This is a genomic window from Halonotius terrestris, from assembly GCF_006861665.1.
GTDB classification, from domain to species: domain Archaea; phylum Halobacteriota; class Halobacteria; order Halobacteriales; family Haloferacaceae; genus Halonotius; species Halonotius terrestris.
In genome coordinates this window covers 297,004-319,818 of record NZ_RKLU01000001.1, presented here as the reverse complement: position 1 = coordinate 319,818, position 22,815 = coordinate 297,004, and the positions used below count along the sequence as shown (strand labels likewise).

Here is a 22,815-nt window from a genome sequence, read left to right as displayed (position 1 = left end):
TATCGTGGGGCTTTTTTAAGCTGACGGCTGTAGCGGAAGCCATGCGAAACGCGAAAATCGTCTGTACGCTCGGGCCAGCCTCCAGCGACACGGAGACGATCCGTGCGCTCAACAAGGCGGGAATGTCCGTCGCCCGGCTCAACGCAAGCCACGGGACGACGGAGCACCGAGCGGCAGTCATCGACCGTATCCGTGAGGTCGACGCCGAAGGCAACCGCTCGCTTGCGGCGATGGTCGACCTCAAAGGGCCGGAAGTGCGAACCGCCGAGATCGAGGGCCACGTCGACCTTGCGGCGGGCTCGGAGGTCGTCTTCGCGCCGGGCGATACCTCCACCAGCGAGCGGGTCGGCCTCTCGGTATCGATCAAGGGTGTCGGCGTCGGCGACCGCATCCTGCTGGACGACGGCCGGATCGAGGCCACCGTGACCGACGTTGACGGCGAGGAAGTCACCGCCGAGATCGCCAACGGCGGCAAACTCAAAAGCCGGAAGGGCGTCAACATCCCGGGCGTCGATCTCGATATCAACCTCATCACCGAGGGCGACGAGAAGGAACTGAAACTCGCCGCCGACAAGGAGGCCGACTTCGTCGCCGCCAGCTTCGTCCGCGACGGCGAAGACGTCTACGCCATCGCCGACAAACTGGAGGAGTTCGGCGCGGACATCCCCGTCGTCGCCAAGATCGAGCGCGCCGGTGCGGTCGAAAACCTCGATTCGATCATCAGCGCGGCCGACGGCGTCATGGTCGCCCGCGGCGACCTCGGGGTTGAACTCCCGCTTGAGGACATTCCCGTCATCCAGAAACGCATCATCAAGAAGTGTGTCAACAACGGCGTGCCGGTCATCACGGCGACCGAGATGCTGGACTCGATGATCTCCAACCGGCGGCCGACACGGGCGGAGGCCTCCGACGTTGCCAACGCCGTGCTGGACGGCACCGACGCAGTCATGCTCTCCGGGGAGACCGCCATCGGCGATCATCCGGTCCGAGTCGTCGAGACGATGGCCAACATCGTCAGCCGCGTCGAATCGACCGATGAGTACGCCGAAACCGTCGAACAGCGCGTCCCGACGGCGACCGACGGCTCCCGAACTGAGGCGTTGGCGCGGTCTGCCCGCTATCTCTCCCGCGATATCGGCGCGTCAGCGGTTGTTGCCGCCAGCGAATCCGGCTACACCGCCCGGAAAGCCGCCAAATTCCGGCCGCTGGTCCCCATCGTCGCTACGACCCCGAACGAACAGGTACGCCGCCAACTCGCGCTCGTGTGGGGCGTTACCCCACAGATCTCCGAGTACGAGGAGAACGTCGAGGACATCCTCGAAGGCAGCGTACAGGCAGCGATGTCCGCGGGCGCGGCCGAAAGCGGCGATACGGTCGTCGCTATCTCCGGGCTGTTCTCGGAGATCGAGGGCGCGAACACGACGAACATGCTGAAAGTCCACGTCGCCGCCGAGCAGATCGCCAGCGGGAAAGCGATCACCGGCGGTCGCGTGGCCGGCCCGGTGTACCGCATTACCGACGGCGATCTCTCCGAGGTGCCCGAGGGCGCGATCGTCGCCGTCGACGACGAGTTTGACGGCGAGTTCACCGGTGGTCTCGACAACCTCGCCGGCATCATCGACAGCCGCGACGGCCTCACCGGCTACCCCGCCGTCGTCGCCCGCGAGTTGGGCATCCCGATGGTCACCGGTGTCGTCCTCCCCGATCATATCGACGACGGCGACCACATCAGCGTCGATGGCGAGCGCGGGATCGTCTTCGCCGGCGACGTGATCCAGAAGGCGACCCGCTGAGCCCCGAGCCGCGGGAACTAAACGCGTCGCTGCCCTTCCTGTATCTATGAGTCAGTCCGCAGACCCCGCCGATGCTGACGATGCCGACGACGCCGATGAGTGGCGGTTCGCGGTTGACGATGTCGGTCCGGAGGCCGAGCCCGCGGCTCCGGAGTCCGACTCCATCGAACCGGAGTCGATCTCCGCGGAGCATGCGGCGTTCGTCGCGCTGGGCGTGCTGTTGACGGTCGCCGTGATCGCAACCGGACTATGACCCTTGCTTCCACCCCGAAATTCTCCAACCATTAAACACGTCGCCGCCGTAGGCCACCTATGTCGCTGTTGATCTCCAGTCTGGTCAGCCCGGAGACGCTGCCGCTGCTGTTAGTCACTGCTGGGCTGTTGATCTCGCTGGCGGAAGCCCTCGCGCCGGGGGCGAACTTCATCGTCGCCGGTGTCGGCTTGCTCGGTGCGGGACTGGTCGGGCTGGCGTTCCCGTTCCTCGGGCCATTTGCGCTCGGACTGTTCGTCCTGCTGTTCGGGATTCTCGCGTTCTACGTGTACCATGAGTTCGATATCTACGGCGGAAAAGGCCAAGCGCAGACCAGCAACTCCGATACGTTACAGGGGATGACCGGCCGCGTCACCGAGGAGGTCACGCCGACCGGCGGCGAGGTCAAGCTCCAGGGCGGCGGCTTCAACCCCTTCTACTCCGCGCGGTCGATGGAGGGCGAGATACCCGAAGGGACCGATGTGATGGTGATCGATCCCGGCGGTGGCAACGTCGTCACTGTCGAGTCGCTGGAAACCATCGAGGACGACATCGACCGCGAGTTGGCCGCGGGCCGGGAGGCCGCACAGGACGAGTCGGCGGCCGCGGCGTTCGCCGACGAACATCCCGAGGTCGATCCAGCCGAAATCGACGCTGCCGAAGCCGATCACGACCGCGAGGTCGAATTGGAAAAAGAGGTCGACCGCGACCGGTAATCGACCGTCAAAAATCCGTCACGAAGCCAACCCTTATTGCGGTCTCAGCCCAAGGTTAGCTATGGATCCACTCGTCCTCCAGCTACAGTTGACGACGCTGGCCGTCGGGCTGTTGTTCCTGACAGTCGTCGCCGTGACCATCTGGCAGACGGTCGAGATCGTCGATGCCTACGAGAAAGAGGCCCTGACCGTCTTCGGCGAGTANCNNNNGCTNCTCGANCCGGGGTTCAACCTCNTCGTCCCGTTCGTCTCCGCGACGTACGCGTTCGACATGCGGACCCAGACGCTCGACGTGCCCCGGCAGGAAGCGATCACGCGGGACAACTCCCCGGTGACTGCCGACGCGGTCGTCTACATCAAAGTGATGAACGCGAAGAAGGCGTTCCTCGAGGTCGACGACTACAAGCGCGCCGTCTCGAACCTCGCACAGACGACGCTGCGTGCGGTCCTCGGCGACATGGAACTCGACGACACGCTGAACAAGCGGCAGGAGATCAACGCCCGTATCCGCCGCGAACTCGACGAACCGACTGACGAGTGGGGTGTGCGCGTCGAGAGCGTCGAGGTGCGCGAGGTGAACCCGAGCAAGGACGTCCAGCAGGCGATGGAGCAGCAGACGTCCGCCGAGCGCCGTCGCCGTGCCATGATCCTCGANGCNCANGGTGANCGCCGCNNNGCNGTCGAGACNGCNGAGGGTGACAAACAGAGCGACATCATTCGCGCACAGGGTGAGAAACAAAGTCAGATCCTCGAAGCACAGGGTGATGCGATTTCGACCGTCCTCCGCGCCAAGTCGGCCGAAGCGATGGGCGAACGTGCGATCATCGAACGTGGGATGGAGAGCCTCGAACGCATCGGCCAAGGCGAGTCCTCGACGTTCATCCTGCCGCAGGAACTCACTTCGCTGGTCGGCCGCTACGGCAAGACGCTCACCGGCAGCGACGTGCAGGAGACCGAAGGCCTCGAAGGCAAGGAGTTCGACGCCGAGACCCGCAAGATGCTCGGGCTCGACGATATCGACGAGATCCTCGGCGAGATCGATCAGGCCGCCGAGATGGATATCGAACAGCTCGAACAGGAGGCCGAACAGATCAAATCCGGCGAGGCCGACATCGCCGGCGGTGGCGCGGATGTCGGCGAGCCTGATATTCCGGAGCCCGACATCGATGAGGCCGATGTCGACGACGATGAACTCGTGACCGAAGAAGAGACCGAGTAAGCGGCTCGCCGCCGGCTATTTTGTTTTCTATTCCGCGCCGCAAGCGACAGCGCGCCCGAAGACTTATTGCGATCTATTACGTTCTATTACACATGCCGATTAGCATCGATCAGTTCGACGAGGAACCCGCGGATGTCCTCGATATACAGGAGGGCACCCAACCGTATCAGGTCCTCAGATTCCTTGCGACGAACAGCGAGCAGGCGTTTACCCAGACGGAGATCCACGAGGCGACGGGGATCAAACGCGGCAGCGTCGGTGCCGTGCTGTCGCGTCTCGATGATCGGGGGCTCGTTCGGCATCGCGGCCGATACTGGGCGATCGCTGAGGATGACCGCCTCGCCTCCTATGCGGCACAGACTGGGGCCAGTTCGGCATCGACGACCGACGATTACTACGGCGAGGAGTGACCGATGGCGTACGAACGCGGCACCGTAGTGAAAGGGCCCGACCTGTTCGCTGACTACGACTACCGTCCCTACGTGTGTCTGAGCGATGACAGCCATCCGTTCAGCGATGAGGAGGCTCTCTATGTGGCGATAACGACGACCAGCCGTGATGCGGCTATCCCGCTCACGGACGAGGATTTCGCGGCCGGTGGCCTTCCCCGGGAGAGCTACGTGAACCCGTGGACTGTCGTGTCGATCCGTCACGCCGATATTACGGCCGAAGAGGGTCGTCTCGTTGCGGCAGCGACAGAGGAGATCGCCAGCGAAGCTGCTGGCTACCTCGGTGTTCGGTAGCGCAAGTTAGGATCGCTCGGGAGACAACCGAGCAGCGAGCAGTTCGATCCCGTCGATCAGTTTCGGACTCGGCTGATTGAGTAGCGAGTCGTCGACGACGTGGACCTCGGCATCCAGCGACCAGCCCCGGTCGGCAAAGCGATCAGCCGACACGTCGTCGCCGGTGCCGCAGATGTGTAACACGGCGTGGTCGGGGTCGGTGTCGACAACGGCCCCGTGGTCGACTTCCTGTGAGCGGTCACCCGGATCGACGAAGGGATAGCGACCACCGGCGGCTTCGACTGCGTCGGGTACCCAGTTGCCGGCGGCCATCGGTGGGTCGGACCACTCCTCACAGTAGACGACCGGGCGGTCGTCGTCGCTGGCGATTCGCTCGGCGACCGCATCGAGTCGTTGGCGACAATCGGCGACCAACTCCTCGCCAGCGTCGTCGACACCGGCGGCAGCCGCCAACGACTTGAACCCCGCCAGCACCTCATCGAGCCGGCTCGGTTCGTGGTGATGGACGCGGTAGTCTCGCTCCCGCAACTCGTCGCGGATCTCTCGCTGGAGGCCGTCGCTGGTACAGACGAGATCTGGCGACAGCTCCGCGATCGTCTCGTAGTCGGGGTTCAGCCAGCCGCCGACCGTCGGGCGGTCGAGATCGCAGTGGGCTGTCACGCCGACAACGCGGTCGGCGATGCCGAGTGCCGAGAGCGTCGCCGTCGCGCTCGGTGCCAGTGAGACGATCCGTGAGACCATACTGGCGGTCGGCGGTCGGCGCGCAAAAGGCTCCTGTTTTATTTTCTAACGTTGATAGGTGTCGGACGAGCAGCTGTCGGCTGTCGGCAAACTATCAGGGTCATTCACCGCATTTCGACCGGTAGCGGTGCTGTCGCGCGCCAATACCAAACTGCTTAAGTAACATTCTGTCCTCGTCTAAAAGACGATAGCTCCCGATACGTCTTTCCCCCATACAGGGAGCGGCCCAGACAATGAGTGACCAATCGTTTACCTCGACCACCGACCGCTCGCCGACCCGCCAGCGACAGCGGGGTACTGAATCGACAACCGAAAGCGAGACCGAGGAGGACCACGCCGGCCTCCAGTGTCCCGAATGCAGCGGCAACGTCATCACCGACGACGAACACGGCGAAACCGTCTGTGACGACTGCGGCCTCGTGATCACCGAGGACTCCGTCGACCGCGGTCCCGAATGGCGAGCCTTCGATAGTGCCGAAAAAGATCAGAAGTCCCGCGTCGGCGCGCCGACGACGAACACGATGCACGACAAAGGGCTGTCGACCAACATCGACTGGCGGAACAAGGACGCCTACGGCCGCTCGCTGGGCGCGCGGCANCGCCAGAAGATGCAGCGGCTCCGCAAATGGAACGAGCGCTTCCGAACGCGNGACTCCAAGGAGCGCAACCTCAAACAGGCGCTCGGCGAGATCGACCGGATGGCCTCGGCNNTCGGGCTGCCGGAGAACGTCCGCGAGACGGCGTCGGTCATCTACCGGCGCGCGCTCNACGAGAACCTGCTCCCCGGCCGCTCCATCGAGGGCGTCTCCACCGCGGCCGTCTACGCCGCCGCNCGGCAGGCCGGCGTCCCTCGNAGCCTCGANGAGATCGCCGACGTCTCNCGCGTCGAGAAANNCGAGATCGCNCGGACNTACCGCTACGTCGTCCGCGANCTCTCGCTTGAAGTGCGCCCGGCCGATCCCGAGCAGTACGTCCCGCGGTTTGCCTCCTCGCTCGAACTCTCCGAGGAATCGGAGATGCGCGCCAAGCAGCTGCTGAAAAACGCCAAGGAACAGGGCGTCCACAGCGGCAAATCGCCGGTCGGCCTCGCNGCNGCNGCCGTCTACGCNGCCGCGNTGCTCACNAACGANAAGACNACGCAGGCGGCNGTNNNNGAGGTCGCCGACATCTCCGANGTCACNATCCGCAACCGNTACCACGANCTGCTGGAAGCCGAAGAAGAGATGCTGGTCTAAGGTATCGGGTACGGTTCAGCGGTCGGTTTCGTGGTTGCTTTTACTGCGGTGGCGCTGTGAGGTACGTCGTTTCGAGGTATTCGCCAATAGTGTCGACGATCTCGGGGTCGTCGCTCCAGAAGCCGTAGAACTGATTGGGGGTCTGCTCGGTCGCCAGCAACGCCGTCTTGTAGCCGTTCTCGCCGTCGCCGTCGAAGACGACGAACCACGACTCCCTGATTTCTGCGGTCGCCTCGGTGTGATGTGTGATGCTGTCGACATCGACGGAGTCACCCGGGATCGCAAAGGTGTGGATGTCCAGCGGTTTGGTGGCTAACCGCTCGTAGCGGTCGGCCTGCCTGGCCAGTTTCGCGGATTCCTGAAAGCCGGCGAGGAGACGGCCGCTGCCGACACGGAGCGCGCGGTCCTCGATCTCATGGGAGATATTCACCATCTCGGCTTTGTCGTAGGAGGTAAACGTCGTCTCCTTGAGGTGCTGGAGGATTTCATGGTAGTCGGTGTCGTCGATGCCGACACCCGTTTCCCGGAGGCCGCCGCCGGTCAGTAGCTCCCGGAGCTGTGCGACCGGGACGGAGGCCAGCACATCGCCGTTGAGCCGGAGGACGGCGACGTTTTGGGGCTCGCCGGAACTCGTCTGTTTGCCCGTGACAGTGACGTTCTGCGTCGAGAAGTAGTCCCTGAGGTCGGCAATAAGCGTGCTGTCGGCCGGCGGGTTGAAGACGACCAGGGTCTTCTCCTTCCGTTTGACATACTCGATAACATCTGACAGGGACATTGCGTTATCTCGACGCTCAGTGAATAAATAGATTGCTCCGAACGGGTGGCACTCGCTACGGGGTTTGGCAACATATGTCAGCACAATATGCATAGCACTTATTATGATATCGTCCGAATTAGGACGTATGAAGCGTTCACTCAACCGGGCAGTGGAAACAGACGAGGAGGCGGACCGGGCTGATACCACAGGCGAGTCGGCACCACCGGACTCGTCGGCGGTTGAGTGGCGCGATCTGTCGGCGAAGTCGTCCGCGCCTGACGCGTCGTCGCCGGCGACTGAGACGCCGTCGCCGACTGCCGACACGACAGTCGTCACCGATCCGACCGTCACGAACCGCATTCGGTCGCAGTCGGGCCCGTCGCTGACCATCGAGACCGACATGCTGACCGCCACGCTGGTCGGCGTTCCGAAGGTGTCGATCGCGGATCTCGTCTATGCCCACCAGCGCGATACGGTCGCCGACGCGGGGGCAGTGCGATACTGTGCGATGTTCGATGTCGAGAACGTCAGCGACGCGCCGATCCACTGGCTGAGTCGCCGCACCACGTTCATCGGCAGCGACGGCTACACCTACGAGCAAGCCCACGTTTCGCTCGATTCCTCGGAGTTGGCTCCGGGCTGTCACACCAACCAAGTCGTGATCGAGCCGCGCTGCCGCGCCCGCGTGATCACGCCGGTCGAACAACTGCCACAGGGCGTCGACATAGCGAAGGTGGTTCACACCGTTCCCTCGAACAGTGACGCGGGTAATCAGCGACTGATCTACACGCTCTAAGTCCGTCTCAGCAGGATTACTCGGCGCGGCCGGCTTCTCCGCTTGGTTCGTCCGTCGGTTCTGTTTCTTCAGTGTCGGCGACGCCCTCGTTGTCGCCGTCGATCGTGATTTCGAACCGTGCGCCACCCTCCACGCTCTCGGCGAGATCGATCCGCCAGCCGTGGGCCTCGACGATCTCCGAGACGATGCTCAGCCCGAAGCCGGTGCCATCGCGGTTGGTCGTGTAGCCGGATTCGAACACGGTGTCGCGTTTGCCTTCAGGGATGCCGGGGCCGGTATCTTCGACGTAGAACCCCCATTCGTCGTCGAGGGGGCCGATCCGGATCGTCACCTCGTCGCCGCCGTGTTCGATCGCGTTGCGAAACAGGTTCTCGAACAGCTGTTGGAGCCGATCGGGGTCGGCCTCGACGATCAGATCGTCGACAACGACGAACTCGGCACCCTTCTGGTCGACCATCGACCAGCAGCCCTCGCCGATTTTCGCCAGCGAGACGGGCTCCGTTTCGTCGATTTCTTGGCCCTCTCGTGCCAACACGAGCAGGTCGTCGATCAGGATCTCCATCCGCGTTAGCGTTCGCGTCAGCGTGTCGGCCGCGGTGCCGATGGTTCCCAGCGTGTCGCTGTCGACGGGCTCGTAGCTCCCGTCGTCGTTTTTCGCGGCTGTGAGGAGTTCGGCGATGATCTCGCTGTTGCCCTGCGCAACGTTCAGGGGGTTTCGGAGGTCGTGAGAGACCATCCCGGTGAACTGTTCGAGCCGTTCGTTTTGGCGTTCGAGTTGCTGGCGGTATCGCTCCTGTTCGGTCACGTCCGTCAGGACGACAAGCTTGCCGAGTTGCGCGCGACTCGCGCTGAACTGGTTCGTCGCCGGCTGGTAGTACTGCTCGTCGCCGCCGTTTTCGAGTTTGAAGATCTCGTCGGTCGCCACGGCCGCATCCAACTGCGGCAGGATCGATTCGAGTTCCTCGCCAGTCGCGTCGGCGAGTTCGGGAAACAGTGCTTCGGCAGCGCGGTTGGCATCCCGAACCTCTCGATCCTCGCTGAGGACGATCACCGGATCGTCGTACTGGCCGGCCAGCTGGATCGACTCGAACTCGTCGGTGTACATGAACAGCACGCCGACGGCGAAGATGGCGACGCCGATCGCGGAGTAGGTAATATCGATCAGGGCTGTACTGACATAGCCGGCGATGTCGAAGACGACCGGCAGGGATGTCAGGGCGACGAGGACGACGAACGGCTTGGTGTCGTAATCGACCTGTGTGAAGAGTTCGAACAACATGAAAATGCCGACCAAGGCGAGTGAGTACGCAAGCCCCATCGCCAGCCAGTGGATGGTGCCGTGGTCGATCATGAGGTGTTGGAACGGCACGTTCGCCACCGACGCGCTGAAATACAGTCCGTGCAGCGGGTTCGTGAGTTTGATCGCAACGATCCCGAGGTAGATGCCGATGGCGACCCGCTGGTAGGCGGTGTTGTGGTGCAGCGACCGCCCGGTGTAGGCCGAACAGAAGTAGAGCCACGGCCCGACCGTACTGAGACCGACGACCAAACCGATCATATAGAAGCCGTACTGCAGGCTCGGCGTCGGCGCGGCGAGATAGCCGATGTGGAGGGTTGCCCAGGTCCCACTCGTCGCCAACAGCGCGACCAACCCGCGACGCGTGTCCTGTTCTTTGATCCGGTAGGCACGCGGCAGGCTTCCGAAACAGGCGATCGCTGCGGCCCCGAACGCAAGCAGATAGAGTTCGAACAGCGGCAGCGACGTGCCGACGGTGTCTACCGTCAGCTGTTGCAGCATCGGACTACCACCTGCTGTCGGATCGATGCTGAGTCCTGCCAATGTGAGTGACAAATGGTGCCAAGATCGACATAAGCGTACTGGTCATAACGGCCCTCGATACGGGGTTCTCATGGGTGTCGTTCGTCTGATTTGATACGAGCAATAGCGTCTGGCGACCTGCGTCGTCGACGCCGGGCCGTTCACGCGTCGCCGCTCGACTGCTCGGCGACCCACTGGTCGTACTCGGCTTGATCGACGACCTCAATAGTGAAGTACATATTCGAGTGGGCGAGGCCACAGTACTCCGAACAGTAGCCCTGATAGCTTCCCGTCTCGCTGATGTTGGTCTTCAGGTAGTTCGGCTGCCCCGGAATCGCGTCGGTCTTCAGGCCCAACTCGGGGACGTGGAACCCGTGTATCACGTCATCGGAGGCGACCTGAATATAGACGTCTTGGTTCGCTGGCACGACGACTGTCGGGCCCGCGCCGGTGCCGTTCGCCCAGATGTCCTGCTCGGGGTAGTGCATGTTCCAACCCCACTGGTAGGCGTTGGCTTCCACGAGGACATCGTTCTCGTCGGGTGCGATCTCCTCTTCGCCGCCGGTGAACTCGACGGTGTCTTGGGCCATCACGCCGTAGGAGGCGACGCCGACGAACAGCAGGATTACCGCGGTGGCGAGTGTCCATGTGATTTCGAGCCGGCGGTTCTCCTTGGTTGGTTTCGGCTCGTCGTTGTTCCGGAACTTCAGGACAGCGTAGATCAAGATTCCCTCAACGAGCAGCGTGATCGGGATGGCGATCACCAGCAGCTTCTCGTTGAGCCCGTAGATCAGCTCGGCTGACACCGACTGGGCGGCGGCCGGCTGTGCCAGCAGCGTAACCAGCACCGCCGAGCACAGCGAAGCGAGTGCGAGACGCTTTGTGTTCATCCGTATCTCGCCTTGGAGTGGCCGGCGTAAATACCTGCTGACTCCGCGCTCATACGGTGCGGGAACCGCAGTACGCAACGCGCCACGGCGTGCCGTTCTGTCTCGGTTGCTGTCCGCACTCGACTGCCGACGCTCGCGGCCATCCGTCCTCGGTTTCGCTCGCGTTTCACAGGCAAAACACGGCGCATATATACATCGATGCCCAATGTCCGGTAGTGAGTTTTTCGAGTCAAGTACCGGATCGGTTTCCGGCTCTGCTGGCGGCGACGACGATGGGCGTCTACCTGCTGCTCGTCGTCGGCGTGGCGACGGCGTTGAGCGACGCGGTCGCAGTGTGTACTGCGTGGCCGGCCTGCGGGAGCGGCTGGTCGCTGCCGACGACCGCCGACGGCTGGCTCGCCTTCGGTCACCGACTCGTCGCCGTCGTCGTCGGGATCGGCGTCCTCGCCGTCGCCATCGAGGCGTGGCGAACCGACACGCGCCGCCGCGTCCGCCTCGCCCTCGCGGTCGCCCTACTCGTCTACCCGGCGCAGGCCGGCCTCGGTGCCGTGGTAGCGACGACTGGCGGCACCGGCGTCACCTCCGCGATCCACCTGCTGGCTGGCATGACTATTTTCGGGAGTCTGCTGGCCGCGCTGACGTGGTGGCTGGAGGCCGAAACCGGCGACCCCGACGACGTACCCGCCGGCGAGCCCGAAATGTCGGACCCGCTCGATCCCGACGAGCGACCGCCGGTGCCGACCGGGGCCGCCAAGACGAAGGCGACGCTGTTTGCGTATTTCCGCCTGATGAAACCGCGGCTGATGTGGCTGCTCTGTCTCGTCGCCGCCGCCGCGATGGCTCTCGCTGGCGGGCCGGGGCTGACACCCTACGCCGTCGGCGCGACGCTGGCCGGCGGCTCGCTGGCCATCGGCGCGTCAGGAACGTTTAATCACATTCTCGAACGCGACATCGACCGCCGGATGGCCCGTACCAGCGACCGGCCGCTGGCGACCGACCTGATCCCGCTGCGGAACGCCGTCGCCTTCGGGCTGCTGCTGACTGGCCTGTCCGTTGGGCTGTTCGCCACGGTCAACCTCCTGACCGCCGCGCTCGGGCTCGTCGCCATCCTGTTTTACAGCGTCGTCTACACGCTGATTCTCAAGCCGAACACGGTCCAAAACACCGTCCTCGGCGGGGCCGCGGGCGCGCTGCCCGCGCTGATCGGCTGGGCCGCCGTCACTGGCTCGATCGGCGTTGGCGGGCTCGTGCTCGCGGCGTTCATCTTCTGTTGGACGCCCGCGCACTTCTACANCCTCGCNNTNGCNTACAAGGACGACTACGNNCGCGGCGGGTTCCCGATGATGCCGGTCGTCCGCGGCGAGACGNCNACNCGGCGACACATCCTGTGGTACTTCGGCGCGACGCTGCTCGCGGGGGCGGCGTTGGCCGCGGCCGACGCCCTCGGCTGGCTCTACGTCGCTGTCGCCGTCGGGCTCGGGAGCGTCTTCCTCTGGTTCGTCATCCGGCTCCACTACGAGCAAAGCGAGGCGGCGGCGTTCCGGTCGTTCCACGCCTCCAACGCCTACCTCGGGCTCGTCCTGCTGGCCATCGTCGTCGAGGGGCTCCTCCTATAGATGGCCCTCGCTACCGACGGGGGGCTGTCGATCCCGATTCCGACCGGTCGCCGGCTCTTCTGGGCCCTGTTTCTGAACAGCCAACTGCTGGTCGGTACGCTCTACGTCCTGCTTACCGCGGCGAGCGTCGAATCGCTGCGGCTCGTCGCCTACGCGGCTATCTGGATCAACGTCGCCGCGTGGGTCGTCGTCAACAGCCGGCCGGACCTGTCGGGCGTGTCGACGCGCACGCGTCGCCGCGGGCTGTTGGTGGGAACAACATACTTCGGGCTGCTGGCGTTCGCCGGCGGGCTCGTCGGCGCGGGGATCGGCGCGGAGGCGACCGGGCTTCGGTTCGCGCCGTTGCCGCCGGGCTACGGGCCGGCCCTACTCTACAGCGGGGAACGGGTGACGATCAACCTTATCCCGAACTACCTCATCGGCTACGCTGCCCTCGCGTATTTGGTCTACGTGACCGTCATCGACGCCGCGGGCTCGGCGGCCGCGGGGCTGTTGGGGTTGTTCTCCTGTGTCTCCTGCTCGTGGCCGATCGTCGTCTCGCTTGCCTCGGCGGTCACCGGCAGCGGCTCGCTGTTGGTCGCCTCGGCGTTGCAGGTCTCCTATGGCGTGTCGACGGCGGTCTTCCTGCTGACGGCGGGGCTGCTCTACTGGCGGCCGACGATCTTCGCACGCTTCCGGCTCGGTTCGGACTGACCGAGTCGGCTGTCTCAATTTACTGACGACCCAGTGTCAGATTCGACGCCCGCAACGACCCGTTGCAACGCAATGATTTTTGGGTCCGGCCGTAAATGGTCCGCTGATGGACACCGAGAGCGAGAAGACTATCCTCATCGTCGAAGACGAGGAGTCACTGGCGGCGTTACATGCCCACCACCTACAGGACGAGTACGAGGCGCGGGTCGCCTTCACCGGCGGTGAGGCACTGGTGGAACTCACCTCCGAGATCGACCTCGTGCTGTTGGACCGCCGGATGCCGGGGATGTCGGGGGACGAACTGCTCGAACACATCGATGACTGGGAGTCCGACTGCCAAGTGATCATGGTGACGGCGGTCGATCCCGATATGGACATCATCGACATGCCGTGTGAGGGCTATCTGACGAAACCCGTCTCAAAGGAGGAGTTGCTGACGGCCGTCGAGCAGGCGTTCCTGATCGACCAATACGAGGACCTCGTCTTCGAGTACTACGAGACGCGCAAGAAGTACGCCACCCTCTCCTCGGAGTTCGCGCCGAGCGAACTCGACGACGAGCGGTACCACGACCTCGAAGCCCGGATCGACGAACTGGAGGACGAAATCAACGAGACGCTCGATGAGTTCCCCGACACCGAGTTGAGCGAGGCCTTCCGCGGCATCCACCGGACCGACGCCGAGGCCGACGACTGAACGCTCGCCGCGCTCATCCCGCTCTCGGTTCCCCTCGCTCTTTTCCGCCAGCCGCCCCTTGTGGGATCGATGGCAACCGTCGAAATCGAATACTGCGTTCCCTGCGGCATGCTGGACCGCGCGCTCACCGTCGAAGAGGCGATCCTCCAACAGTTCGCCGACGATCTCGATCGCGTCTCGCTCGTGATGGGCGATCACGGAATCTTCGTCGTCCGCGTCGACGACGAGGTCGTTTTCGACAAGGAGGAAGACGGGTTCGACGTCGACGAAATCGTTCGCCGGGTTCGCTCGCAGCTGTCGGCGTAAGCCGCCGCGCGGGCCGGTGGCTGGTCAGTGCCCCCAGCGAACGCCGTCCTCGTTGAATCGGGCGTCGGTGATGCGATCGTGTTGGTCGTCGGTGATCGACACCTCGGCGGCGGCGACGTTTTCTTCCAGTTGGTCGACCGTCCGCGCGCCGATGATCGGGACGCAGGTGAAGGCGTCCTGATCCATCAGCCAGCGCAAGGAGACCTGTGCGGGCGTGGCGTCGACCTCGTCGGCGACAGCGCGGATCTCGTCGAGGACTTTCCAGCCGCGCTCAGAGAGATAGAACCGCTCGAAGCGGTCGTCGAAGCTGGCCCGCGAGCCGTCGGGTGCTTCGACGGCGGTCGGATCGTCCGGATCGGCGCGGGTGTACTTCCCGGTGAGAAAACCGCCCGCGAGCGGCGAGTACGGACAGACGGCCAGATCCTGATCGGCCGCGACTGAGAGGTAGTCTTCCACGTCTTTGTAGTAGCCTGCGTGGAACAACGGTTGCACGACATCGAACCGCTGGTAATCGTTGCTATCGGCTTTCCAGAGGGCTTTCGTCAGTTTCCAGGCCGCCATCGTCGACGCGCCGAGGTAGTTCACTTTGCCGTCTTCGACGAGGCCGGTGAGTGCTGACAGCGTTTCTTCGATGGGTGTGTCGTCGTCCCAGCGGTGAATGTAGTAGAGGTCGAGGTAGTCCGTGCCGAGATTGTTGAGGGTTTTGTCGATCTGGTTTCGGATGTGGGTCCGCGAGAGGCCGGAGCCGTTGGGGTTGGTCTCGTCGTACTCGAAGTACACCTTCGAGGCGATGACGAACTTTTCCCTATCCCTGTTTTCGAGCCAGCTCCCGATGTAGGACTCGCTGGTCCCGTTGGGGTCGCCGTAGATGTTGGCGGTATCGATAAAATTGCCGCCGTGGTCGGCGAAGGCGTCCAGCAGTTCGTGGGCGTCGTCCTCGTCGGTTTCCAGCACGCCGTTGGTCCGGCGGCCGAACCGCCAGGTGCCGAAACAGAGTTCCGAGACGCGCGTTCCCGTCGCGCCGAGCTGTCGGTAATCCATCTGTGGCTCCGCCTTCGCAGCCAAGGCTCAAAACCTATCCGACGAGCCGGCGGTACCACCCGGTCAGAAGAAGACAGCCATCCCTGTGGTGAGACTGATCGCAACGCAGACGACGAACATCATGGCCAGCCCGACCGTCGAGAGGTACGCTCGGCTGTCCATATACTATTGTTTCAAATCCAGTTACAAAATTGTTAGCCCCTCACACGCCGCCGAAACAGAATCCTTAGGCCGAAACCCCCCTGAGGAGGCGTATGCACGAGGCCCTTGTCGCCACCGACGTGACGAAACGGTACGGCGAGACGGTCGCTCTCGACGGCGTCGACCTCTCGGTGGCCGACGGCGAAGTCTTCGGGCTTATCGGCCCCAACGGCGCGGGCAAGACCACGCTCGTCCGCGCGCTGACCGGCACCACGGCCGTCGACGGCGAGGTTCGGGTCCAGGACCGCCACCCGACCGACGTCGACGCCGACCGGGTCGGCCTGCTGCCGCAGTCGTTTTCGCCGCCGACACGGCTCACCGCCCGCGAACTCATCGACTACTACGGCGGCCTCTACGAAACCGCCCGCGATACTGACGAAATCCTCTCGACGGTCGGCCTCGCGGAGACGGCCGACAGCTGGTATGAGACGCTGTCGGGCGGCCAGCAGCGACGGGTCTGTGTCGGCATCGCGCTCGTCAACGATCCCGACGTGCTCTTCCTCGATGAGCCGACGACCGGCATCGACCCCGCCGGCCGGCGATCACTGTGGTCAGTACTCGAAACACTGGCCGACGGCGGGACGACGATCCTCCTCACGAGCCATTCGATGGCGGAAGTCCAGCGGCTTTCGGATCGTGTCGGCCTGCTCCGCGACGGGCAGCTGGTCGCCGTCGGGACGCCCGATGAACTGATCGCCGACCACGGCGGCGGCAGCCGGCTCGTCATCGATACCGACGCCAGCGAGGCCGCTGCCGACGCGCTTGCCGACGCCGGCTTCGCGGCGACTGCCGAGCCGACCGCAGTCGTCGTCGACAACGTATCACCGGTCGATATCGGCGACGCGGTCGACGCGCTGTCGGCGGCCGACCTCCCGTATGAGTCGCTGACGTGGTCCGAACCAACGCTCGAAGACGTGTACCTCCAACTGACCGGTGAGAGTTTCGAGGGCGCCGGCTCGCGCAGTGCGACCGCTACCCCGGCTGTTGATTCTACTGCCGAGACCGACACCGCCGCAACGCAGGAGGGTCGCCAATGAGCCGCTCGCGCCGGATTCGCGCGGAAGCGACCGCCGCGTGGCACTCCTTCCTTCGCCGCAAGACGGCGGTCTTCTTCACGTTCTTCTTCCCCGTCTTGCTAGTCGTAATCTTCGGGGTGTTGGTCCGAACGCAGCCGACTGACGGCGGACTGTTCGCCGAGCCGGCGGGCTACTACCTGCCGGGCTATCTCGCCACGGTCGTCCTCTTCACACCGCTGTCCCGTGTCGGCAGCGAAATCGCCCGCCACCGCGACGACAACCGCTTCGAGAAGCTGGCGACGACGCCGCTGACCCGCGGCGAGTGGCTGCTGGCCCACACCGCGGTCAACGTGCTCATCATCGGCCTCGCCAGCCTGCTCATCCTCGGGTTGGTACTGCTGCTGACGACGGCGAGTGTCCCGCCTGTCGTCGGCCTGCTGCTGTTACTCCCGTTTATCGTCCTCGCCGTCGTCCTCTTCTGTGGCTTCGGCGCGCTGTTGGGGCGGCTGGCGGATTCGCAGGACGGCGTGATCGCCGCGAGCAACACGATCGCGCTGCCGCTGTTGTTCCTCTCGGATACGTTCATCACGCTCGACCAGTTGCCGGCGTGGTTCGGGCCACTGGTCGATCTCTCGCCGCTGACGTACTTCGCTCGTGGTGTCCGGGCGATCACCTACACGCCGGGTGAGCCCTACGCTACCGAGTTGGGTGTCCTCGCCGCGCTCGCGGTCGCCTTCTTCGTCGCTGGCGCGTACGCGATTCCCCGAACTGACTGAAAAACAGAACTGGGGTAGTACGGAAACGGTACGACTGTCGGCCGTCGTGCTTACGAGCCGCCCAGCAGGACGACCGCGATGATGAGCACGAGGACGATGACTGCGAGGGCGATGAGCCGCCCACTCGAAAGGCCGTCGTCGCTACCGGCCGCGCCGGCGTCGGCCGCGCTGCTCTCGGCGTCGCCACCCGAACTGCCGGAGCCGAGATCGCTGTAGTTCTCGCGTGTGTCGCGGACGAGCGTGACGCGCGCGCCGACCTGTTCGGCGATCTCGGCGTTGGTCGCCTCGGGGTCTTCGTCGGCAGCGTCGAGGATCGCCTGCTCGGTATCGCTGAGGTCGCCCCGGCCCGAGGGTTCCTCCGGCTCGTACGACGAGGAGACGCCGTCTTCGAGATCGTCCAGCGTCAGGTCGTCGTAGTCGGTGAGCGTGTCGCGGACGAGCGTGAGTCGCGCGCCGGTTTCGGTGGCGATCTCGGCGTTGGTTAGCTCCTCGTTCTGGAGGGCGGTTTCGAGGATTTCCTCTTGGAGTTCGGTCGGATCACCGGGCGTCCACTCTCTGGACTCGTCGGTCTCGTCGGCCGTCTCCTCCTCGTCGTCTTCGTCGTCTTCCTGGATGGTGCCCTCGCCGCCGTAGTCGGCGGACTTGCCGGGCTCGTGTTTGACACGGGTATCGCGGACGACCGACACGGTTGTGCCGGTCTTTTCGGCGATGTCGGCGTTGGTCAGCTCGTCGTCCTCTTGGGCGAGTTCGAGGATCGCCTGCTCGGTCTCGTTGAGCATGCTCGCGCTGACGCCGGCCGGCAGTTCGCCGCCGCTGGCGGTCTCGATCTCGCTGCTGTAGTCGTTGTCCGCGAGCGTGTCGCGGACGAGCGTGACGCGTGCGCCGACGGCATCGGCAATCTCGGCGTTCGTTGCCTCCGGGTTCTCGTCGGCGTAGTCGACGATCTCCGACTGGAGGTCGCTATCGCTGCCGGTGCTGCTCCCGCCGCTACTGCCGGATGAACTACTGCTTGAACTCCCGCTGCCGTGCTCGGCGAGCGTGTCGCGGACGAGCGTGACGCGCGCGCCGACTTCGTCGGCGATCTCGGCGTTCGTCGCATCCGGGTTCTCGTCGGCGTAATCGAGAATGGCCTGCTGGGTGTCGCTGGACTCCTTACTGGCCGCGGCCGTGCTGTCGCTTCCACTGTCGCCGCCACTGCTACCTGTCGATTCGACGCTGTCGCCGTGTTCGGCCAGCGTATCACGGACGAGCGTGACGCGCGCACCCGTCGCGTCGGCGATGTCGGCGTTGGTCGCATCCGGGTTGTCGGCGGCGTACTCGAGGATCGACTCTTGAGCCGCGCTGAGGTCGCCGTCGGCGTCGACGCCGCCGGTCGCCGCCGACTCGTCGTAGTCGTCCGGCAGTTCGACGTTGTCTTCGTGTTCCTCCCGGACATCCCGGACGAGGGCGACTCGCGCGCCGGTTTCCTCGGCGATGTCGGCGTTCGTCGCCTCGGGATTCTGCAATGCGGCCGTGAGGATCGCCGTCTCAGTCTCGCTGAAGGAGGCGGAGTCGACCGGTTTCTTCATCGGTCGCTCACCTCACTGGCTGCCGTCTCGCCGCGCAGTTGACTGCCGATACCGTTCATGACGGACCCCACCCCGTCGACTCCTGTATTCATACGGGTTGTTCACTCGAAGCGACAGTAATCAATCTAACGCCTTTGTACACGGATTTCCGGGGAAAACCCGACACACGTCGCTCCCCACGGGGCCGATCCCTGTTTTTTACTACGGTGGGTGCCGCTACATCGACCATGCGCACCAAACACGACGTGTTCCAACAACTCCGCGACAGCGGTGTCGTCGCCGTCCTCCGGGGGGTCGATGCCGACACGCTAATCGACATTACTGACGCTCTCGTCGCCGGCGGCGTCAGCGGGATCGAACTCACCGCCGACACGCCAGGCATCGCCGACATGGTGGAGGAACTCGACGCCTCCTTCGCCGATGAGGAGATCGCTATCGGCGTCGGCACCGTCCTCGACAGCGAGACCGCCCGGACGGTCATGCTCAGCGGCGCGGATTTCGTCGTCAGCCCGAGCCTCCATGAGGACGTAATCGACACCTGCAACCGCTACGGGACGCTCGTCGCGCCGGGGATCATGACGCCGACTGAAGCGATCACCGGCTATGAGGCCGGCGCGGACCTGTTGAAAGTCTTCCCGGCCTCGTCGCTCGGCCCGGGCCATCTCGGCTCGATCAAAGGGCCACTGGGGCAGATTCCGCTGATGCCGACTGGCGGTGTCAGCCCCGACAACGCCGGCGACTACATCGACGCCGGCGCGGAATGCGTCGGCGCGGGCAGCGCGCTCGTCGATTACGAGGCTGCCGCCCGCGGCGAATTCGAGGAAATTACTGACACCGCCAAACGGTTCCGCGCCGTCATCGACGACGCCCGACAGTAACCGACGCTATTCGGTTTCGTCGCCGATTGCGGCTTCGTTGTCGTCAGCGAGTGTCTCCGAATCCGGCGTCGGTGTCGATGCCGCCGCCGGGACACTATTACGCTGTTGTCGCCGCTCGGCCAACGCAGCCTGCAACCGCGTTCTGAGCACCCTCCGCAGGTAGATCGCGTCGCTGGCGTCGATATCGACTGCGGCGGCGTCGTTGCCGAGCAGCGACAGCGAGCCGGCGGTGTCGGCGACGACGGTGGCGACGCTCCACCGCCGCTGGAAGATCGTTCGCTCGTCGATGACGGTCTGTATCCGGTGGTAGGCGACGCGTTTCGTTTCGCGGCGCCAGACGCCGTTCCGCGTGATGAGGTGGTCCTCGCCGAGGGCGTACCCCCGGTGGAGCCACTTGTAGTGGGCCGCGATCGGTGCGAGAACCAGCCCCGCCAGCGGCAGATACCACGAGAACGTTTCGGCGGCGAGCAACTGCCCGATACCGTACAACACGCCCGTCAGAACGGCCAGCCCGATCAGGTACCGTGCGAAGTACCGCCGTCGAATCCGTTTCGGCGGGCGGTTGAACGAGACTGTCTCACAGCCGTCGATCTCCTCGGCCAGCCGTTTGATGCGGTCGCGGCTAGCGATCGGGACGGCCGCCTCGCTGCCGCGTTCGTTCGCCTGTCCCGGCGCGTAGCCCGCCGTTTCGACCGCCAGCGTCGCGTATCCAGTCTGCCGTTTCAGAGGGTTGTCGCTGATCGTCACGGTCTGGATCTTGTCGAACGGGATCGTTCCGCTATACTGCTTGAGTAGCCCGCGCTCGTACCGGAGTTCGGTCGGCGACCGGGTCAGTCGGAACCCCCAGTAGTTGACGATCGCCGAGGCCGCGCCGACGAGCCACGAGAGGACAACCAATGCGATGAGGAAGACAACCCCGACGCCCAACAACACGGCCGGCGAGTCGGTCTGTGGTATCACCGGCGAGACGAACGGGATCGACCCTGTGAAGATCGCAAACAACAGCCCCGGGACGCGAGGGTCGAAGGAGAGCACGCCGGCCAAGGCGAGTTCCGAGGGTGCGATCTCGAAGAGGAGTTCGTCCTCGGCTGCCGTCTGTTTCTTGGTCGCTTCGTCCGTGTCGGCACCCTCAGCCGGCTCCCTGTCGCCCCGCGTCGATTTCCGCTCGCGGAGTTCGGATTGAATCCCAGTGGCTGCCTCGGCGGTCACGTATTTGATCGCGGCCTCTGTCGAGCCACCGCCGGCAGTTTCGAGGTTGACCGCCGACAACCCCAGCAGTCGCTGGATGACGTTTCGGCTGATATCGACGTTCTGGATCCGACCATAGGGAATTTCCCGCTCCCGGCGGTTGAGTACCCCCGATTTCACGTCGAACGTATCTTTCGTAAATTCGTATCTGAACCGCCGGTAGTAGGCGAGTTCGTAGCCCGCCGTCAGCAGGATGATCACGCCGACGCCAGCGATCACTAACTCCCGACCGATGGCGAACTCCGTCCCGATCGAGCCGAGGAAGACCAGCGAGATCGCTACTCTGCCTGCTTTCTGGAAGACGCGGTAGGGGATCGACGCCGGGGCTAACTTCACACCGCGTCCTCCCCGTCGGCCTCGATCGCCAGCCCCTTCAGCCGCTCTCTGAGGTCGCGCGCGGCCTCGGGCGTCAGGCCCGGGATCGTCACGTCCGCACCTCGGGAGCCGGCGGTGTAGACGACCGTGCTGGCGAGGCCGACGAGTCGCTCGAAGGCCGACCGCCGGGAATCGACGTGTTGGATACGGACGAGCGGGACCTCAGTGTGGACCTGCGTGAGCACGCCGCGTTCGAGATAGAGGGCGTCGTCGCCGACGACGTACTGCCAGTTCCGGTATCGCAGGATCGCATGGATGACCCCGAGGATGACGAACAGCCCCGTCAGCACCGCCGGGATCGTCAGCGGTTCCGAGAGGAAAATGGCGATCCCCGTGGCGGCCGCGCCGAGCAGTGCCGCGCCGATCAGCGACCGCAGTATCCAGACGATCCGAATCCGGGGATGGAGGGCGTTCATCGACGCGCCTCCCGCGGGTGAGGGCCAACGTCCATACCGCCTATACTGGTGGCGGCTGTATAAGTCTCAATATCACACGGGCAAGTGCTGTTGAAGTCGCTTACTGACTGGTGTTGGATTGCTGGCTAGAGTTGGGATGGCGGCTGGCGTCGGATTGCTGGCCGTGGGTCGATTTGCTCGCGTCATAGCGGACGTACCAGATCCCGTCGTCTTCGACCGCGTAATCGACCGTATCCGCCTCGTAGGCCTGCTCCTCGCCCGGCTTCTTGACGTAGAACGTCGTGTGGACGTACTGCAGATCGTCGGCTCCCAGCTCCTCTTTCCAGTCTTTCATCTGCATGGGGTTGCCGAGCCGCTGGACGACCATGTCCTGCACCGAGACTTCTTCGACGCTGGCGATTTTCACGTCCTCGAACTGCGTGAACGCTTCGGGTGGAACGTGGCTCTCGGCGACGGGATACGTCGGCGACGCCGGATGGACGATTTTCGCGTTTAATGCGTCGGTGTTCTCGGCGAGCAAGGCCCGGTAGAACTGTCGAACCCGCTCCGTCGGGGTGACGGTCGTTTCGGGATCCGTTTCGATTTCGTCGGTTGATTCCGAGTCTGTGTCGGTAGCGTTTCTGCCCGAATCATCCGGTCGGTTTGAGCCGGCGGTACATCCGGCAAGGCCGACTGTCGCACCGACCGCGAGGAGGTAATCACGACGGTGCATCATATCTGAGTTGTTGCGTCACAACAGCTAAAACGTTTCTAAGACGCTTGCAACACCCATTCGCTCTTCTAACAGTCTCGTTATGGTTCGGTGAATCCGTCGGCGTACTCCGGCTGCCCAGCGTTTCCGACCGCGGAGCCCGGAGACACAACGCCTAAGTTGGATTGCGGTCCATGTTTCGGTGTGATCCACACTGCTATCACCCCGCTTGGCAGCCCATCGATAGCAGTGCGACCCGCTCGTCCGAAGAAGCGCGCCGTCTGATCGCTCGTTGCGGGCGTGGCAACCCCGTTTCGGGCCTTTTTACTCACCTCGT

At 64.2% G+C, this 22,815-nt stretch carries 24 protein-coding genes; 15 read left to right on the top strand and 9 right to left on the bottom strand.

Translation table 11 applies throughout. The annotated features are described in order from the left end of the window. The first annotated feature begins 41 nt into the window (after positions 1-41). The 6 genes from pyk to EGH24_RS01685 all read left to right on the top strand — a co-directional run bounded on the left by pyk (position 42) and on the right by EGH24_RS01685 (position 4,721). Complete coding sequence (gene pyk / locus EGH24_RS01710) at positions 42-1,793, top strand: pyruvate kinase (protein ID WP_142978450.1); 1,752 nt, start codon at positions 42-44, stop codon at positions 1,791-1,793. 46 nt (positions 1,794-1,839) lie between these two features. Beyond that, the gene (locus tag EGH24_RS01705) at positions 1,840-2,046 is read left to right on the top strand and encodes a DUF7312 domain-containing protein (RefSeq protein ID WP_142978449.1); all 207 of its coding nucleotides are present in this window, start codon (positions 1,840-1,842) and stop codon (positions 2,044-2,046) included. Positions 2,047-2,105: 59 nt separating this feature from the next. Continuing rightward, positions 2,106-2,759: an NfeD family protein gene (locus tag EGH24_RS01700; protein ID WP_142978448.1), complete on the top strand. Its 654-nt coding sequence runs from the start codon at positions 2,106-2,108 to the stop codon at positions 2,757-2,759. A gap of 61 nt (positions 2,760-2,820) precedes the next feature. Next, positions 2,821-3,978, top strand: coding sequence for an SPFH domain-containing protein (locus EGH24_RS01695; RefSeq protein ID WP_142978447.1), 1,158 nt, complete (start codon positions 2,821-2,823; stop codon positions 3,976-3,978). Between the two features lie 92 nt (positions 3,979-4,070). Continuing rightward, complete coding sequence (locus EGH24_RS01690) at positions 4,071-4,388, top strand: MarR family transcriptional regulator (protein ID WP_142978446.1); 318 nt, start codon at positions 4,071-4,073, stop codon at positions 4,386-4,388. A gap of 3 nt (positions 4,389-4,391) precedes the next feature. Beyond that, a complete protein-coding gene (locus EGH24_RS01685; RefSeq protein ID WP_142978445.1) occupies positions 4,392-4,721 on the top strand; it encodes a hypothetical protein in 330 nt (109 codons plus the stop codon). 6 nt (positions 4,722-4,727) lie between these two features. Here EGH24_RS01685 and EGH24_RS01680 read toward each other — a convergent pair whose 3' ends face one another. Then, complete coding sequence (locus EGH24_RS01680; protein ID WP_142978444.1) at positions 4,728-5,462, bottom strand: helical backbone metal receptor; 735 nt, start codon at positions 5,460-5,462, stop codon at positions 4,728-4,730. Positions 5,463-5,695: 233 nt separating this feature from the next. Between EGH24_RS01680 and EGH24_RS01675 the strand changes: the two genes are divergently transcribed. After that, positions 5,696-6,697 (top strand): transcription initiation factor IIB, encoded by a 1,002-nt coding sequence (locus EGH24_RS01675; protein ID WP_142978443.1) that lies wholly within the window; start codon positions 5,696-5,698, stop codon positions 6,695-6,697. A gap of 40 nt (positions 6,698-6,737) precedes the next feature. On the opposite strand, the gene EGH24_RS01670 is transcribed toward EGH24_RS01675, so the two are convergent. Then, a complete protein-coding gene (locus tag EGH24_RS01670) occupies positions 6,738-7,472 on the bottom strand; it encodes a DICT sensory domain-containing protein (RefSeq protein WP_185903205.1) in 735 nt (244 codons plus the stop codon). Positions 7,473-7,599: 127 nt separating this feature from the next. Here EGH24_RS01670 and EGH24_RS01665 point away from each other — a divergent pair, with 127 nt between their 5' ends. Then, a complete protein-coding gene (locus EGH24_RS01665; protein WP_142978441.1) occupies positions 7,600-8,250 on the top strand; it encodes a hypothetical protein in 651 nt (216 codons plus the stop codon). A gap of 16 nt (positions 8,251-8,266) precedes the next feature. On the opposite strand, the gene EGH24_RS01660 is transcribed toward EGH24_RS01665, so the two are convergent. Together EGH24_RS01660 and coxB are read right to left on the bottom strand one after the other, a co-directional pair. Further along, the gene (locus EGH24_RS01660) at positions 8,267-10,048 is read right to left on the bottom strand and encodes a sensor histidine kinase (protein WP_142978440.1); all 1,782 of its coding nucleotides are present in this window, start codon (positions 10,046-10,048) and stop codon (positions 8,267-8,269) included. Positions 10,049-10,230: 182 nt separating this feature from the next. Next, positions 10,231-10,959, bottom strand: coding sequence for a cytochrome c oxidase subunit II (coxB, locus tag EGH24_RS01655; RefSeq protein WP_142978439.1), 729 nt, complete (start codon positions 10,957-10,959; stop codon positions 10,231-10,233). A gap of 272 nt (positions 10,960-11,231) precedes the next feature. Between coxB and EGH24_RS01650 the strand changes: the two genes are divergently transcribed. The 4 genes from EGH24_RS01650 (at position 11,232) to EGH24_RS01635 (ending at position 14,268) form a co-directional block, all read left to right on the top strand. Then, entirely contained in the window at positions 11,232-12,575 is a 1,344-nt protein-coding gene (locus EGH24_RS01650) for a heme o synthase (protein WP_142978781.1), read from the top strand. Further along, positions 12,576-13,268, top strand: a complete 693-nt coding sequence (locus EGH24_RS01645) for a DUF7546 family protein (RefSeq protein WP_142978438.1) — start codon at positions 12,576-12,578, stop codon at positions 13,266-13,268. A 106-nt stretch (positions 13,269-13,374) separates the two neighbouring features. After that, positions 13,375-13,962, top strand: coding sequence for a response regulator (locus EGH24_RS01640; RefSeq protein ID WP_142978437.1), 588 nt, complete (start codon positions 13,375-13,377; stop codon positions 13,960-13,962). Positions 13,963-14,031: 69 nt separating this feature from the next. Next, positions 14,032-14,268, top strand: a complete 237-nt coding sequence (locus EGH24_RS01635; protein ID WP_142978436.1) for a SelT/SelW/SelH family protein — start codon at positions 14,032-14,034, stop codon at positions 14,266-14,268. 24 nt (positions 14,269-14,292) lie between these two features. Here the strand turns inward: EGH24_RS01635 and EGH24_RS01630 are convergent, their stop codons facing one another. Next, positions 14,293-15,309: an aldo/keto reductase gene (locus tag EGH24_RS01630; protein WP_142978435.1), complete on the bottom strand. Its 1,017-nt coding sequence runs from the start codon at positions 15,307-15,309 to the stop codon at positions 14,293-14,295. Positions 15,310-15,563: 254 nt separating this feature from the next. On the opposite strand from EGH24_RS01630, the gene EGH24_RS01625 reads away from it, so the two are divergent. Both EGH24_RS01625 and EGH24_RS01620 read left to right on the top strand, forming a co-directional pair. After that, complete coding sequence (locus EGH24_RS01625) at positions 15,564-16,547, top strand: ABC transporter ATP-binding protein (protein WP_142978434.1); 984 nt, start codon at positions 15,564-15,566, stop codon at positions 16,545-16,547. Next, the gene (locus EGH24_RS01620; RefSeq protein WP_142978433.1) at positions 16,544-17,302 is read left to right on the top strand and encodes an ABC transporter permease; all 759 of its coding nucleotides are present in this window, start codon (positions 16,544-16,546) and stop codon (positions 17,300-17,302) included. Before EGH24_RS01625 ends, EGH24_RS01620 begins: the two co-directional genes overlap by 4 nt. Positions 17,303-17,352: 50 nt before the next feature. Here the strand turns inward: EGH24_RS01620 and EGH24_RS01615 are convergent, their stop codons facing one another. Then, positions 17,353-18,870, bottom strand: coding sequence for a winged helix-turn-helix domain-containing protein (locus EGH24_RS01615; protein ID WP_142978432.1), 1,518 nt, complete (start codon positions 18,868-18,870; stop codon positions 17,353-17,355). A 227-nt stretch (positions 18,871-19,097) separates the two neighbouring features. Between EGH24_RS01615 and EGH24_RS01610 the strand changes: the two genes are divergently transcribed. Then, positions 19,098-19,748, top strand: a complete 651-nt coding sequence (locus tag EGH24_RS01610; RefSeq protein WP_142978431.1) for a bifunctional 4-hydroxy-2-oxoglutarate aldolase/2-dehydro-3-deoxy-phosphogluconate aldolase — start codon at positions 19,098-19,100, stop codon at positions 19,746-19,748. Positions 19,749-19,754: 6 nt separating this feature from the next. Here the strand turns inward: EGH24_RS01610 and EGH24_RS01605 are convergent, their stop codons facing one another. The 3 genes from EGH24_RS01605 to EGH24_RS01595 all read right to left on the bottom strand — a co-directional run bounded on the left by EGH24_RS01605 (position 19,755) and on the right by EGH24_RS01595 (position 22,502). Beyond that, on the bottom strand, positions 19,755-21,332 hold the full coding sequence (locus EGH24_RS01605; RefSeq protein WP_142978430.1) for a PH domain-containing protein: 1,578 nt from the start codon (positions 21,330-21,332) through the stop codon (positions 19,755-19,757). Further along, positions 21,329-21,787, bottom strand: a complete 459-nt coding sequence (locus EGH24_RS01600) for a PH domain-containing protein (protein WP_142978429.1) — start codon at positions 21,785-21,787, stop codon at positions 21,329-21,331. The genes EGH24_RS01605 and EGH24_RS01600 overlap by 4 nt, the downstream gene beginning before the upstream one ends. 100 nt (positions 21,788-21,887) lie before the next feature. Next, the gene (locus EGH24_RS01595; protein WP_142978428.1) at positions 21,888-22,502 is read right to left on the bottom strand and encodes a hypothetical protein; all 615 of its coding nucleotides are present in this window, start codon (positions 22,500-22,502) and stop codon (positions 21,888-21,890) included. Positions 22,503-22,815: the final 313 nt, after the last annotated feature.